This window comes from Mitsuaria sp. 7 (assembly GCF_001653795.1).
In the GTDB taxonomy this organism is placed as follows: Bacteria; Pseudomonadota; Gammaproteobacteria; order Burkholderiales; family Burkholderiaceae_C; genus Roseateles.
Window position 1 is genome coordinate 2,487,282 of the sequence record NZ_CP011514.1, and the last position, 13,787, is coordinate 2,501,068.

The following is a 13,787-nucleotide window of genomic DNA, read 5'->3' on the forward strand; positions in this document are numbered from 1 at the left end:
CAATGTCCCGGCGCGTGCGCCGCGATCAGGAACGGGCGCGGGAACGAGCGCGAGCACAGGTCGCCGGGAGCGGAACGCTCCGACGTCGCGCTCAGCGCGCCCCCCGGCCCGTCAGGACCACCGCCACCGTCTCGAGCATGATCAGCAGGTCGAGGAACAGCGTGTGGTTCTTGACGTAGTACAGGTCGTACTGAAGCTTTTCCAGGGAGTCTTCGATGGTCGAGCCGTATTCGTAGCGGACCTGCGCCCAACCGGTCACGCCCGGCTTCACGCTGTGGCGGACCGCGTAGTACGGGATCTGCGCGACCAGCTCGTCGACGAAGAACGGACGCTCGGGGCGCGGACCCACCATGCTCATCTCGCCGCGCAGCACGTTGATCAGCTGCGGCAGCTCGTCGATGCGGACCTTGCGGATGAAGTTGCCGACGCGGGTGACGCGGGCGTCGTTCTTGGTCGCCCACTGGGGACGGCCGTCCTTCTCGGCGTCGTTGCGCATGCTGCGGAACTTGATCACCTTGAAGGTCGCGCCGTTCAGGCCCACGCGTTCCTGCGTGTAGAAGATCCCGCCGGGCGATTCCAGCTTGATGAGCAGCGCGGTGACGGCCATGATCGGCGCGGTCGCGACCAGCAGCACCAGCGAGGACACCAGGTCGAAGGCGCGCTTGACGGCGCTGCGCATCACGCCCTGGTTGAAGCCGTCGCCGAAGATCAGCCAGCCGGCATGGACGTGGCTGATCTTGATCTGCGCCAGCGTCTTCTCGAAGTAGGTGGCCAGGTCCACGACGCGGATGCCGTAGAGCTTGCAGTCCAGCAGCTGGCGCAGCGGCATGCTGCCGCCGCGGCGCTCGGACAGCGCGACGACGATCTCGTCCACGCCCAGGCGCATCGCCGCGTCGGTCAGGCTCTCGGCGGCCAGCAGTTCGTGTGCGGGCACCTGAGGATCGACCTCGTTCGGGCCGGGCAGGAAGCCCACGATCTGCGCATGCGGGTCGGCGGCGCGCAGGCTTTCGCTCACGGCCAGCGCGGCGTGGCCGCTGCCGAAGATCAGGATCTTGGTCCGGCCGGCGCCCTGCGCGCCGGAGTGCGCGGCATACACGCGGTGCACCATGACCAGCGCGACGGCCAGCATGGCGGTCGTGGTCAGCAGGTCGCGGTGGGAGACGGTCGCTGGGATCAGGCTGAACAGGCCGTAGGCCAGCGGCAGGCCGATCAGCAGCGCGAAGAGCGCGCGGGCGCAGGACTGCGTCAGCGAGCGCTTGTGGGATTGGGAGTAGAGGCCGGACGCCGAGTTGATGACGAACATGCCGCCGGCGAGCGAGAGGCCGTAGGACGCGGCGAAGCTCACCATGTGCTCGCTGCTGCCTTGGCTCAATGCGACCGCGAACACCGCCGCGACGATCAGGCCCAGGTCGAAGAGCACCTGGACCAGGGTCCGACGATGGAGGTAATGGTTAAAAATTCGAATCATGCCCGTCCCCAAAGCTGGTCACGGCACCCTCTTGGGATGCAGTCGCCGACCCGGGTGAACCTCTCAGGACTGCTCATCGCGAACACGCCCTCCGCCAGAGGAGGCCCCGTTCGCTGCGGGGGGCATCATGCCTCCCACCCCCAGGCTTGAAAGCCCCCTGTTTGCAGGGGCGATCGCCTTGCAATCCGGCTCGGTTGAACCCGTCTCGCCGTCCGCCGCTGGATCCCCGAATCGACCCTCCGGCGCGCTGACGGAGGCCATTGTCTGTAGGCCCCGTTAGGTGCAAACCCCCTGACTGAATGCTTTGAGGGACTCTCGTGCCGCAATGCACGTGAGTGAGGGGGTGTACCCCCCGAACCGGGGACAGTTCGTGTCGTACCGTCGTCACCCTGTCAGAGAGGAAACGTGAAGGACGGACGGGGACGCGGCGGGCGAAAAAAAACGCCCACCGAAGTGGGCGTTCCGTGACCTCGATGACTGCCGGATCCCCTCGTCGGAGGGGTCCGGCGCCACGCTGGATCAGCGCACGACGGCCAGCTGCTCGCGGTTGCCACCCTTGTAGGTGTAAAGCGTCAGCGCGCCGTTCTTGATGTCGCCCTTGGCGTCGAAGGCGATCGTGCCGGTCACACCCTTGTAGTCGGCCGTCTTGGCCAGCACCGGCAGGTAGACCTTCGGGTCGGCGGACTTGGCCTTGACCATGGCGTCGACCATCACGTTGACCGCGTCATAGACGTACGGGGCGTAGATCTGCACCTCGACCTTGTACTTGTCCTTGAACTTGGCCTTGAAGGCATCCAGCGACTTCTTCGACTCGCCTTCCACGCCGCCCGCTTCCGCGCAGACGACCTGGCTGTCGGAGATGGTGCCGGCGGACAGCTTGGGCAGTTCGGCCGTGCAGATGCCGTCGCCGCCCATGAACTTGGCTTCGATGCCCAGCTGCTTCATCTGGCGCAGCATCGGGCCGGCGACGGCGTCCATGCCGCCGAAGAACACCACGTCGGGCTTCTTGCCCTTCAGGGAGGTCAGGATGGCGGTGAAGTCCGTGGCCTTGTCGTTGGTGAATTCACGACCGACGACCTTGCCGCCGGCGGCCTTGACGCCCTTCTCGAACTCGTCGGCGACGCCCTGGCCGTAGGCCGTGCGGTCGTCGATGACGGCGATGGACTTGCCCTTCAGCGAGGTCACCGCGTACTTGCCCAGCGTGCCGCCCAGGTGGACGTCGTCAGCCACGACGCGGAATGCCGTCTTGTAGCCGTTGCGGGTGTACTTGGGGTTGGTCGCCGACGGCGAGATCTGCGGGATGCCGGCGTCGCTGTAGATCTTGGACGCGGGGATCGTCGTGCCGGAGTTCAGGTGGCCGATGACGCCGTTGACCTTGGAGTCGACGAGCTTCTGGGCGGCCGCGGTGCCCTGCTTCGGATCGCCGGCGTCGTCTTCGGCCAGCAGTTCGAACTTGACCTTCTTGCCGCCGATCGTCACGCCCTTGGCGTTCAGTTCGTCGATGGCCATCTTGGCGCCCAGTTCATTGTCCTTGCCCAGGTGCGCGATGGCGCCGCTGGTGGGACCCACGTGGCCGATCTTGACCACCGCATCCTGCGCCAGGGCGGCGCCGCTTGCGGCAATGGCGATTGCGCCCACGATCACATTCAGCTTGGATTGCATCTAGGAACCTCCGACTCGGGATATGTGGAATGACGTTGAGTTCTCAACGCGAGCGACCATACCCCGAAAGGCGGAAGCGTTTCCATAGTGAAAATGCTGTGAACGCGGTCACGGGCCAGACGTTGTGGCACCCCTGTCACCGGGGCAAACCCGGATGGTTTTCGCAGGAGTGCGACGGCGCACACACAGCTCGCACGCGGAGTGCGGATTTCCGCCCAGTCGATCGCCTTTCAGCGGAAGCGGCGCCCTGTCCCAGGGCTGAGCGGCACCACGACGACGCACCCCGGCACCGGGGCGGCGCGGGCTTCGCCTGAAGAAAAAATAGCAGGGATCAGTCGACTCAAGTCGACTCAAGTCCACTTCAAATCGGCTCAGGCCGACATCACGTGGTGATTCAGCGTCAGACCGAGCGCCTTGTAGGCCTTGAACCGGCCTCGTCCCGCGGCGACCTGCTCGGCGTCGGTGGAGACCAGCTCCAGCACGCGCTCGAAGCGTTCGAGCCCTGGCGGCACGCCGGGCTCGAAATTGAGCAAGACCTGGCACCCGGCCAGCGCATCGAGCTGGTCCGAGAGCAGGATGGGCGTGCGCTCCCGCAGCGGCGCCGGGGTGTCGGCGCGCAGCAGCAGGTGCGGGAGGAATTCGCCCGGGTCGAAGGTCCAGAGCGTCTGGTCCAGCCGCTCCAGCAATCTCATCGGTCCCCAGATGCCGACGGTCAACCCGGCCGCCTGCGTCTTGCGCAGCAGGCGGCAGGCGTAGACCTGGCGGTCGGGCACGCCGGTATAGAAGTTGACTTCCGTCACCGGACCTGCCCTTCCCTCTTCAGTTTCCGGAAGTTCCGGGGAACGCCGACGGCGTTCAGCGGACCTGCGACAGCACGAAGTGCGTCAGCAGGCCGACCGGACGACCGGTGGCCCCCTTGGCGCCGCCGCCCTTCCAGGCGGTACCGGCGATGTCCAGGTGACCCCAGCGGTACTTGGAGGCGAAGCGCTGCAGGAACTTCGCGGCGGTGATGGAACCGCCCTCGCGGCCGGCGACGTTCGCCACGTCGGCGAAGTTGGTCTTCAGGCCGTCCGCGTAGTCGTCGTCCAGCGGCAGGCGCCAGCACGGGTCCAGCGCCGTCTCGCCGGCGGCGCTCAGCGCGGCGGCCAGCTCATCGTCGCTCGCGTACATGCCGGAGCGCACGCCGCCCAGCGCGATCACGCAGGCGCCGGTCAGCGTCGCGACGTCCACGACGGCCGCGGGCTTGAAGCGCTCGGCGTAGGTCAGCGCGTCGCACAGGATCAGGCGACCTTCGGCGTCGGTGTTCAGGATCTCGATGGTCTGGCCCGACATCGAGGTGACCACGTCACCCGGCTTGACGGCGCGGGCGCTGGGCATGTTCTCGCAGGCGGCGATCAGCACGACCAGGTTGATCTTGGGCTTGAGCTCGACCACGGCGCGCAGCGTGCCCAGCACGGAGGCGGCGCCGCCCATGTCGAACTTCATCTCGTCCATGCCGGCGCCCGGCTTCAGCGAGATGCCGCCCGAGTCGAAGGTGATGCCCTTGCCGACCAGCACCACCGGCGCCTGCGTCTTGGCGGCGCCTTCGTACTTGGCGACGATGAAACGCGGCGGCACGTCGGAGCCCTTGGCCACCGACAGGAAGGAGCCCATGCCCAGCTTCTCGATGCCCTTCTGGTCCAGGACCTCGACCTTGATGCCGTGGCTCTTGGCCAGGGCCTTGGTCTGGTCGGCCAGGTAGGCCGGCGTGGCGATGTTGGGCGGCAGGTTGGCGCACTCGCGCGCGACGGCGATGCCGGCGCCGATCGCCTGGCCGCGGGTCAGGCCGGCCTTGACCGCCTTCACGTCGTCCTTGCCGTGCAGCAGGGCGATCTTCGTCAGCTTGGACGCGGCGGGCGCGCTGGGCTTGGTCTCGCGGTAGACGTAGGTGGCTTCCAGCGCGGCGAGCACGGTCTGCTCGGCCAGGGACTCGGTCAGCTCGGCGCCGAAACCGGCGTAGGCCACGGAGGCGCCGGCGGCGCCCTTGCCCTTGAGCTGGCCCAGCGCGGCGCCCAGCGCGGCGCGGGCGGCCTTCAGCGACGCGCCGCTGGCGGCAACGATCAGTCTGGGGGCCTTCAGGCCGGCGGGACGGACCAGGGACAAGACCTGACCCGCCTTCAGCTCGAAGTCGCCGAGCTTGACGGCATCCTTGACCAGCGCGGTGACGGTCTTGTCGAGCGAGGCCGGCAGGCTGTCGCCCGCGACGACCAGCACGAGGGCGTCAGCGCCGTGCGACGACAGGGCGTCGAGGGAAACGAGCTGAGAGCGGAAGTCCATAATGCCCAGAAGTAGATAAAGTGCCCGGATGTTATTCGATTCAACCGTACGCAAGGAACTGGCCCGCAGTTTCGGATTGGCCTTCGTGGTCATCCTGACCATCGTCGTGACGATGCTCCTGGTGCGCTCGCTCGGCATGGCGGCCAAGGGCACCGTGGCCCCGCAGCACGTGCTGCTGTCGCTGGGATATCTGGCCCTCGCCCAGTTGCCGGTGATGCTGAGCCTGTCGCTGTTCGTCGCCGTCGTCATGTCGCTGGGGCGCATGTACAAGGAATCGGAGATGACCATCTGGTTCGCCAGCGGCCTGGGCCTGACGCGCTTCGTGCGGCCGGTGCTGACGATGGCCTCGCCGGTGCTGGTCGTCGTGGCGGTGCTGATGACCATCGTCTGGCCCTGGAGCAACGACAACAGCGCCCAGCTGCGCGCGCAGTTCGAGCAGCGCAGCGACCTGTCCCGCGTCGCGCCCGGCCAGTTCCAGACCTCCAACGACGGCTCGCGCGTGTTCTTCATCGAACGCGACCCGACCGATGAAGCCGCCGCGCGCAACGTCTTCATCATGAACAACACCGAGCACCTGGAGTCGGTCACGACCTCGGCGCGCGGCGCGCTGCAGTACAAGGACAACCAGCGCGTGCTGGTGCTGGACCACGGCCAGCGCAACGACGTCGACCAGCGCAACGGCGACAAGTCGGTGGCGCGGTTCCAGCAGTACCAGGTCGTCGTCGACGAGGAGGTGATGCGCGTCGGCGGCACCCGCCCGCCCAAGTCGCGTCCGACGCTGGACCTGCTGGTCGAGCGCACGCCCCAGAACGACGGCGAACTGGCCTGGCGCTTCGGCATGATCCTGGGCTGCGTCAACCTGGTGCTGCTGGGGATCGGCATCTCGGCGACGAATCCGCGCCGCGCCAGCAACTGGAACCTGCTGTTCGCGCTGCTGGCGTTCATCGTCTACTTCAACCTGATCAACCTGACCCAGACCTGGGTGGTGGCCGGCAAGATGAAGCTGGGGCCGGCGCTGCTGGCCCTGCATGGCGGCGCCTTCCTGGTGACGTTGCTGCTGCTGCTCTGGCGCGAACAGGGCGCGCGCCTGGGCGCCCCGCGCAGCGGCGTGCTGCCGGCCCCGCCCGAGAACCCGGCCTACGCCGAGACGACCTTCGCCGCGCCCCCGGCCGGCGTGGTGATCGCGCCGGCGTCGATGTCCACCTCCACGCCGGGAGTGCCCACATGAGAACCGTCCGGCGGCTGCTGTACCGCGACATCCTGAGCTCCTTCACCCTGGTCATGGCCGGGTTCCTGGCGCTGTTCTTCTTCCTGGACTTCATCGACGACCTGGACCGCTTCCAGCGCCTGGGCCTGGGCATCGGGCTGGCGGTCTGGTCCAGCCTGCTGAAGCTGCCGGGCCGCTTCTACGAGCTGATGCCCATCGCCGTGCTGATCGGCACCATCTTCAGCATGGCGCGGCTGGCGCAGTCCAGCGAGTTCACCATCCTGCGCACGGGCGGCCTCGGTCCGCAGCGCGCGCTGGGCCTGCTGAGCGTGATGGCGCTGGCCTTCGCGGTGCTGGCCTTCGTCGTGGGCGACTTCGTCAACCCCTGGGCGGACCGGCAGGCGCAACTGCTCAAGTCCAGCGCCACCGGCGGCGTCACCAACGCCCAGGGCGCCTGGATGAAGGACCGCATCGGCGACTACAGCTACGCGGTGCATGTCGGCCGGGCCCGCGCCAACGGCGCGATGGAGGACGTCCTGGTCTTCGAGTTCGACAGCAAGGGCGCGATGGCCACGCGGCTGACCGCCAAGAATGCGACCGTCGACCCGACCGGCCGCTGGCTGATGAACGACGTGCAGCTGATGCAGTGGTCGCGCACGCGCACGCCGCTGAACGGCGCCGCGCTGGTCGCGCCGCAGCACGCGGACCCGGCGGCGCCGCAGGACAGGCTCGCCGAGAACCCGGCGGTGCGCGAGATCCTGCTGCCCAAGTACGAATGGCAGAGCCAGCTGCCTTCGGGCGTGGTGGCCGCGGCCGTCCAGCCGACCTGGAACATGTCCACGCTGGAGCTCTACCGCTACACGCGCCACCTGTCCTCGCAGGAGCAGTCGTCGGCGCAGCCCGAGATCCAGTTCTGGCGCAAGGCCTTCTATCCCTTCGCGTGCATGGTGATGGTGGCGCTGGCGCTGCCCTTCGCCTACCTGCACTTCCGCTCGGGCGGCATCAGCGTAAAGGTCTTCGGCGGGATCATGCTGGGCATCAGCTTCGTGGTGCTGAACGCGATCACCGGCCACCTGGGCCTGCTGCGCGACTGGACGCCATGGCTCGTCGCCTCGGCACCGAGCCTGCTGTACCTGGGCATCTCGATGGGCGCGTTCTACTGGCTGGTGCGGTATCGATGAGCGGCGGGAACGCCGCCTGCCCGGCCGACGACCAGCCCGGGTCGCCGACGTTTCGCCCGAGGGAGGACTGCTGATGGACGGCCTGCTGCTCTTCGCCCACGGGGCCCGCGATCCGGCCTGGGCCGGCCCGTTCCAGGCCATCGCCGCGGCGCTGCAGACGCAGCGCCCGGACCTGCCGATCGCCCTGGCCTACCTGGAGCTGATGGCGCCCGACCTGGCCACCGCCGCCGGCGCGCTGGTCGCGGTCGGCTGCACGCGCATCCAGATCGTGCCGATGTTCCTCGGCGCCAGCGGCCATGTGCGCCGCGACGTGCCGCCGCTGGTGGAGTCGCTGCGCGCCGCGCATCCCGGCGTGCTGTTCGTGCTGCACGACGCCATCGGCGAGCAGCCCTCGGTGATCCGCGCGATGGCGGGCGCGACGCTGGACCTGATCTCGGCCGTCACGCTCCCCGCCAACCCCCTCGACCCCGCCACGCCGACCGTGCTTCCCGAGTCTTGAGCCCTGCGATGAACCTGCAATGAATCCGCCATGAACCTGCACCAGTTCCGCTTCGTCCAAGAGGCCGCGCGCCGCAACCTCAACCTGACCGAGACGGCCAAGGCGCTGTACACCTCGCAGCCGGGCGTCTCCAAGGCGATCCTGGAGCTCGAGGAAGAGCTCGGCGTCGACATCTTCTCGCGCCACGGCAAGCGGCTGCGCAGCATCACCGAGCCCGGACGCCAGGTGCTGAAGTCCATCGAGATCATCATGCGCGAGGTCGGCAACCTCAAGCGCATCGGCGAGGAGTACTCCAAGCAGGACGTCGGCACCCTGTCGATCGCCACGACCCACACGCAGGCGAGATACGTGCTGCCCACGCCGGTCACGCAGCTGCGCAAGCAGTTCCCGCAGGTCAACATCGGCCTGCACCAGGGCAGCCCCGATCAGGTCGCGAAGATGCTGATCGACGAGACCGCCGACGTCGGCCTGGCGACCGAGTCGCTGTCGCAGTTCGAGGAGCTCGTCACCCTGCCCGCCTACGAATGGCAGCACGTGCTGGTGATGCGCGCGGAGCATCCCCTCGCGCAGCTCGAACGCATCGACCTCGAACACCTGGCCGCGCAGCCGCTGGTCTCCTACCACCCGAGCTTCACCGGCCGCACCCGCATCGACCGCGCCTTCGCGCAACGCCAGCTCAAGCCCAACATCGTGCTGGAGGCCATCGACTCCGACGTCATCAAGACCTACGTGCGGCTGGGCCTGGGCGTGGGCATCGTGGCCGAGATGGCGGTGCGCGAAGACCCGCCCGGCGGCGAACTCGTCTCGCGCCCGCTCGGTCACCTGCTGGGCCAGAACGTCGCGCGCATCGCCTTCAAGCGCGGCGCCTACCTGCGCAACTACGTCTACAGCTTCGCCGAACTGCTGTCCGACCGCCTCAACCGCACGCTGCTGCAGCGGGCCATGAGCGGCGAGGCCAGCGACTACGATCTGTGACGGCGCCCTGATCACTCACCGCAGCGTCCGGCGCCTCCCCCGCTCAAGACCCGCCCCTCCATCGTTTCAGACCATGCGCGTTCACACTCCCGTTCCCGCGAGCCGCCTGCCCCAACTGGGCGTGACGGTGTTCAGCGTCATGTCGGCGCTGGCGCAACAGCACCAGGCCGTCAACCTGGGCCAGGGCTTCCCGGACTTCGAAGGCGATCCGGCGCTGCTGGACGCCGTCGACGCCGCGATGCGCGCCGGCCACAACCAGTACCCGCCGATGCCCGGCGTGCCCGCGCTGCGCCAGGCGATCGCCGCGAAGATCGAAACGCTCTACGGCCACGCCTACAACCCCGACACCGAGATCACCGTCACCGCCGGCGCGACGCAGGCGATCCTGACGGCGCTGCTCGCCATCGTGCATCCGGGCGACGAGGTCGTCGTGCTGGAGCCCGCCTACGACAGTTACGCGCCCAACATCGCGCTGGCCGGCGGCGTGATGGTGCCGGTGCCCCTGGATCCGGCCAGCTTCCGTCCCGACTTCGACCGCATCCGCGCCGCGCTGACGCCGCGCACCCGCGCGATCATGATCAACAGCCCGCACAACCCGAGCGGCGCCGTGTGGAGCGCGGACGAACTGCGCCAGCTCGCCGAGCTGCTCGACGGCACCGAGGTGCTGGTGATCAGCGACGAGGTCTACGAGCACATGGTCTACGACGGCCAGACCCACCAGAGCGTCTCGCGCCTGCCGGAGCTGGCGGCGCGCAGCTTCGTCGTGTCGAGCTTCGGCAAGACCTATCACGTGACCGGCTGGAAGGTCGGATACGTCACCGCGCCGGCGCCGCTGACGGCGGAGTTCCGCAAGGTGCACCAGTACAACGTGTTCACGGTGAACTCGGCGATGCAGCACGGCATCGCGGCCTACATGCGCGACCCGTCGCCCTACCTGGGCCTGAGCGACTTCTACCAGCGCAAGCGCGACCGCTTCCGCGCGGGACTGGCGGGGTCAGCTTTTGTCTTGCGCCCCTGCCCGGGCAGCTACTTCCAGTGCGTGGACTACAGCGCGTTGCCCGCTGCGCAAGCAGCGATGGGCGACATGGAAATCAGCCAGTGGCTCACGCGCGAGATCGGCGTCGCGGCCATTCCGTTGTCGGCGTTCTACAGCGGCGGCAGCGACGCGAAGGTCATCCGCTTCTGCTTCGCGAAGAAGGATGAGACGCTGGATCTGGCGCTGGAGCGCTTGAAGAAACTCTGAGCCAACCGCACTCCCCAGGCCCGCTCACAGCGAGCGCTGCTGGGGCCGGAATGATGCTGGGGATTCCCGGAGGGATGTCCCCTGCATCGTGGAGTGCCCGCGCTTGGCCAAACGCAGGATGATCAGCGCCCCTTGGGCTCCCGCGGCGTCTCGTCCTCGACGAGTGTCAGATCCAGATCCACCGACTGCGTGAGCGGCGTCCGCGACAGCGGCGGTGTCGGCGTCTGCCACACCATGGTGGCCATCTGATCCGCCGGCGAGGTCGCATCCAGCGGCAGCACGACGTCGATCGAGTTGCCGTCGACCTCATGCTCGGCGCGATCGCGCGCCACCGCGTACAGCAGCAGCAGGTCGCGGTAGGCCGGCAGCCCCAGGTCGCCGCTGTATTCCTGGTGATTGGACAGCAGGTCCTGCAGCAGGCTCATGCTGCCTTCGGGATCGGACCAGGCGGCTTCGAGCCGCTTGATCAGTTCCTCATGGGTCTCCAGCGCTTCACCCAGGTTCAGATCGTCGCTCCACGACGGCGCCCGGGCACCGAACTGCTCGGTGAACCGCGCGCCGATGCGGTCGAAGGCCTCGCGGTCGCCGCGGCGCTGATAGAGCTCCATCAGCTTCAGGAACGGCAGGCCGCTGGCGGCATCGCGGTGGTTGAGGCGCGAGGACAGCAGCTCGATCGCCGCATCGTCCTGACCCAGCACCATGAAGAAGTCGACCTGCTGCTCCAGGTCGATGAGTTCCTCGACGGTCACGGTGACGCCGCCGCCGCCCAGATCGGCCGACAGCGGCGCGGGCCGTGTGTCGCCGCGTTCGAACTGCAGGCTCAACGGCTCCAGCGCATCGAGCGCCGCCAGCGCGTCGAGCGCGTCATCGGCGGCCGTCGTCGGCGCGCGGGCCGACAGACGTGGCGCCGGCGCTGGCGCCGTGGGCGGCAGGGACGACATCAACGGCGCGGGCCGGGTCGGCTCCTCGTTGAGGCTCAGCGGCATCGGGATCGTCGACGGCGCCGACGACGCCACCGGGCCGTCGCTCGACAGGTGCGACATCAACGGTGCCGGCGAGCTGTGCGGATCGGTGGGCGTGAACGGCGACGGCCCCGTGGGCATGGGCGGCAGCACCGTCTCGGCGGCGTGCGTATCGTGGCGGGAGTCGCCCAGCCAGTGCTGGCCGGCCTCGCGCTTCTGCACGCGGTTGCTGCGCCACAGCAGCAGGCTGCTGGCCGCGAGCGCCAGGCTCAGCAGACTCAGGCCCAGCACCCAGACGGACGAGGCGTTGCCGCCGCTCGCGGCCTGCTCGCGCGCCGTCTGCAGTTCCTGGCGCAGCGTGCTCATCGCGGCCAGCGTGCGCTTCTGCTCGGCCTGCATGTCGGCGAGCTGCTTCTGCATCGCCAGCATCTGCTGACGTGCATCCTCGGCGGCGCTTGCGGCACTGGCGGCGGCCTCGGCGGCCAGCAGCGCGGGCGCGGGCGGTTGCAGCGCCTCCATCGGCTCGAGCGACAGGCGCGGCGTCGGCGCCCGCTCCACGCGGGCCGCGCGGGCCTCGCGTGCCTGGATCTGGGCCCGGGTCCGATTCGTCTCGCCGGTCTTGGAACGGGCACCGTCGGTGCCAGGACTTGCCTCGACCGTCCGGCGCTGCGGACGTCGCGGACGCTCGGCGGCGCCGGCGCCGCTGGCGGTCAAGCCGGGCGTCGCCGCGGCGGCGATCGACAGCTCATTGCCGACGCGCGGCGTCGACGCACGGGATTCCTGCGCCTGCGTCGAGCGCGGCGGCTGGCTTTCCTGCAACGCCTGCAGCGCGGGCGACACGGTCGCCGCCGGCGGTGGGCCGGGATCGGCCATCGCTTCGCCGTTCAAGCCGGGCGGGTCGATGAACGCGGTGTACTGGCGCGTCAGCTTCGCCGGACAGCCCACGCTGAGCTGCACCGAGACGATGGGCTCGTCGATGCGCTGCGCGCTGCGCAGCCGCACGCCGGTGACGCGGGTGCCGTCGCCCTCGATCTGCCAGTGCAGGCCCGAGGTGGCCAGCGCGTTCTCGCCAGCGCTGACTTCCGCGCGCACGCACTCGGGCGTCACGGTCTCGCCGGGGTTGAGCTGGACGGGGAACAGCAGGTTCAGCGGCTGCCCCAATGATGATGCCGCCTGGGGGCGGCCGACACCGAGGCTCCACGCCGGCGTCGACATCATGAGGATGGCAAGCACGAGAACGCTGTGCGGCGGCAGTGCGCCGCGCGGGTCGTGATGATCTCGATCCATTCCCGCTGTTGTTGCTGTTGGTGTGCGTTTCACTCTAGCACGGTGCTTACAGGGACAAACCCGGAAAAGCGCCCTTCCTTGCCCCCGGATGCGCATCGCCCACGCATCATGCGCGCAGGGTCGCGGCGCCCGCGGGCATGCCGCGGGTCCCGCACAATAAGCCGGAGTGACGCTGAAGATAAGCCGGAACCCAGCCGGAAGAAGTCGCGACCCACGCGATCCATCCCCACATTTCAGGAGACCGCTGGCCTGTCACGCCAGCGACAAAGCATGAACAGCTCGGTTCTTACAATTTCCGAACGCAACAACATCGAGACAGGCCCGTGGTTTTCCAAGCTGTCACTGCCGCTGCGCAGCGACATTCTGGCGCGCGCCACGGTGAGACGCCTCTCCGACGGCGCACTCATGTCGGTGCGCGGCGAGCCCGCCGAGGAATGGATAGGCGTGGCCAAGGGCGCGGTGCGGGTGAGCTCGGTCTCGCTGTCGGGCAAGCAGGTCACGCTGACCTACGTCGAGCCCGGCATCTGGTTCGGCGACATCGCCCTCTTCGACGGCCTGCCGCGCACGCACGATGCCAGCGCGCATGGCGAGACCACGCTGCTGGTGATCCGCAAGCCCGACTTCCGGGACCTGCTCCAACGCCACACCGAGCTCTACGAGGCGCTGCTGCGGCTGAACTGCCGGCGCCTGCGGCTGATGTTCGACCAGGTCGAGGACCTCAACACCCGACCCCTGGCCTCGCGCCTGGCCAAGCAGATCCTGCTGCTGGCGCGCAGCTACGGCGTGACGCAGGGCGAGGAGGTCCGCATCGGCCTGCAGCTGGCGCAGGAAGACCTGGCGCAGTTGCTGGGCGCATCGCGACAGCGCGTGAACCAGGAGCTCAAGGGCTTCGAGCGCGAAGGCGCGGTGCGCGTGGAGCCCACCCGGCTGGTGGTGTTGAGCAAGGAAAAGCTGCTGGCCATCGCCAACCGCTGAGCGTCCCGGGAT

Annotated in this window: 11 protein-coding genes; 6 read left to right on the plus strand and 5 right to left on the minus strand. The window is 68.6% G+C overall.

Features of this window, described 5'->3' with window-relative positions; genetic code table 11:
- Positions 1 to 91 precede the first annotated feature (91 nt).
- From ABE85_RS11015 to ABE85_RS11030, 4 genes are all read right to left on the minus strand, one after another.
- A complete protein-coding gene (locus ABE85_RS11015; RefSeq protein WP_067273916.1) occupies positions 92 to 1,468 on the minus strand; it encodes a TIGR03013 family XrtA/PEP-CTERM system glycosyltransferase in 1,377 nt (458 codons plus the stop codon).
- Between the two features lie 519 nt (positions 1,469 to 1,987).
- Positions 1,988 to 3,130, minus strand: coding sequence for a branched-chain amino acid ABC transporter substrate-binding protein (locus ABE85_RS11020; protein WP_067273920.1), 1,143 nt, complete (start codon positions 3,128 to 3,130; stop codon positions 1,988 to 1,990).
- A 371-nt stretch (positions 3,131 to 3,501) separates the two neighbouring features.
- Positions 3,502 to 3,930, minus strand: coding sequence for a DNA polymerase III subunit chi (locus tag ABE85_RS11025; RefSeq protein WP_067273923.1), 429 nt, complete (start codon positions 3,928 to 3,930; stop codon positions 3,502 to 3,504).
- Between the two features lie 55 nt (positions 3,931 to 3,985).
- Entirely contained in the window at positions 3,986 to 5,446 is a 1,461-nt protein-coding gene (locus tag ABE85_RS11030) for a leucyl aminopeptidase (RefSeq protein ID WP_067273927.1), read from the minus strand.
- Between the two features lie 28 nt (positions 5,447 to 5,474).
- Between ABE85_RS11030 and lptF the strand changes: the two genes are divergently transcribed.
- The 5 genes from lptF (at position 5,475) to ABE85_RS11055 (ending at position 10,551) form a co-directional block, all read left to right on the plus strand.
- Positions 5,475 to 6,674, plus strand: coding sequence for an LPS export ABC transporter permease LptF (gene lptF, locus ABE85_RS11035; protein WP_082938534.1), 1,200 nt, complete (start codon positions 5,475 to 5,477; stop codon positions 6,672 to 6,674).
- Complete coding sequence (lptG, locus tag ABE85_RS11040) at positions 6,671 to 7,834, plus strand: LPS export ABC transporter permease LptG (RefSeq protein ID WP_067273933.1); 1,164 nt, start codon at positions 6,671 to 6,673, stop codon at positions 7,832 to 7,834. The genes lptF and lptG overlap by 4 nt, the downstream gene beginning before the upstream one ends.
- A gap of 73 nt (positions 7,835 to 7,907) precedes the next feature.
- Positions 7,908 to 8,333 (plus strand): sirohydrochlorin chelatase, encoded by a 426-nt coding sequence (locus ABE85_RS11045; protein ID WP_067273937.1) that lies wholly within the window; start codon positions 7,908 to 7,910, stop codon positions 8,331 to 8,333.
- 30 nt (positions 8,334 to 8,363) lie between these two features.
- Entirely contained in the window at positions 8,364 to 9,308 is a 945-nt protein-coding gene (locus ABE85_RS11050; RefSeq protein WP_067273940.1) for a CysB family HTH-type transcriptional regulator, read from the plus strand.
- A gap of 73 nt (positions 9,309 to 9,381) precedes the next feature.
- Entirely contained in the window at positions 9,382 to 10,551 is a 1,170-nt protein-coding gene (locus ABE85_RS11055) for a pyridoxal phosphate-dependent aminotransferase (protein ID WP_067273943.1), read from the plus strand.
- Positions 10,552 to 10,673: 122 nt separating this feature from the next.
- On the opposite strand, the gene ABE85_RS11060 is transcribed toward ABE85_RS11055, so the two are convergent.
- On the minus strand, positions 10,674 to 12,800 hold the full coding sequence (locus ABE85_RS11060; protein ID WP_157522213.1) for a FimV family protein: 2,127 nt from the start codon (positions 12,798 to 12,800) through the stop codon (positions 10,674 to 10,676).
- Between the two features lie 270 nt (positions 12,801 to 13,070).
- Here ABE85_RS11060 and ABE85_RS11065 point away from each other — a divergent pair, with 270 nt between their 5' ends.
- Positions 13,071 to 13,775 carry a Crp/Fnr family transcriptional regulator gene (locus ABE85_RS11065; protein ID WP_067273950.1) on the plus strand — a complete coding sequence of 235 codons (705 nt, stop codon included), beginning with the start codon at positions 13,071 to 13,073 and terminating at the stop codon, positions 13,773 to 13,775.
- The last annotated feature ends 12 nt before the right edge of the window (positions 13,776 to 13,787 follow it).

What these genes read in the sequence shown, in the direction of transcription:
- ABE85_RS11055 (WP_067273943.1), top strand. Translation starts at nt 9,382, where the DNA reads ATGCGCGTTCACACTCCCGTTCCCGCGAGCCGCCTGCCCCAACTGGGC.
- ABE85_RS11060 (WP_157522213.1), bottom strand. Translation starts at nt 12,800, where the DNA reads ATGGATCGAGATCATCACGACCCGCGCGGCGCACTGCCGCCGCACAGC.
- lptF (WP_082938534.1), top strand. Translation starts at nt 5,475, where the DNA reads ATGTTATTCGATTCAACCGTACGCAAGGAACTGGCCCGCAGTTTCGGA.
- ABE85_RS11030 (WP_067273927.1), bottom strand. Translation starts at nt 5,446, where the DNA reads ATGGACTTCCGCTCTCAGCTCGTTTCCCTCGACGCCCTGTCGTCGCAC.
- ABE85_RS11050 (WP_067273940.1), top strand. Translation starts at nt 8,364, where the DNA reads ATGAACCTGCACCAGTTCCGCTTCGTCCAAGAGGCCGCGCGCCGCAAC.
- ABE85_RS11065 (WP_067273950.1), top strand. Translation starts at nt 13,071, where the DNA reads ATGAACAGCTCGGTTCTTACAATTTCCGAACGCAACAACATCGAGACA.
- ABE85_RS11020 (WP_067273920.1), bottom strand. Translation starts at nt 3,130, where the DNA reads ATGCAATCCAAGCTGAATGTGATCGTGGGCGCAATCGCCATTGCCGCA.
- ABE85_RS11045 (WP_067273937.1), top strand. Translation starts at nt 7,908, where the DNA reads ATGGACGGCCTGCTGCTCTTCGCCCACGGGGCCCGCGATCCGGCCTGG.
- ABE85_RS11015 (WP_067273916.1), bottom strand. Translation starts at nt 1,468, where the DNA reads ATGATTCGAATTTTTAACCATTACCTCCATCGTCGGACCCTGGTCCAG.
- lptG (WP_067273933.1), top strand. Translation starts at nt 6,671, where the DNA reads ATGAGAACCGTCCGGCGGCTGCTGTACCGCGACATCCTGAGCTCCTTC.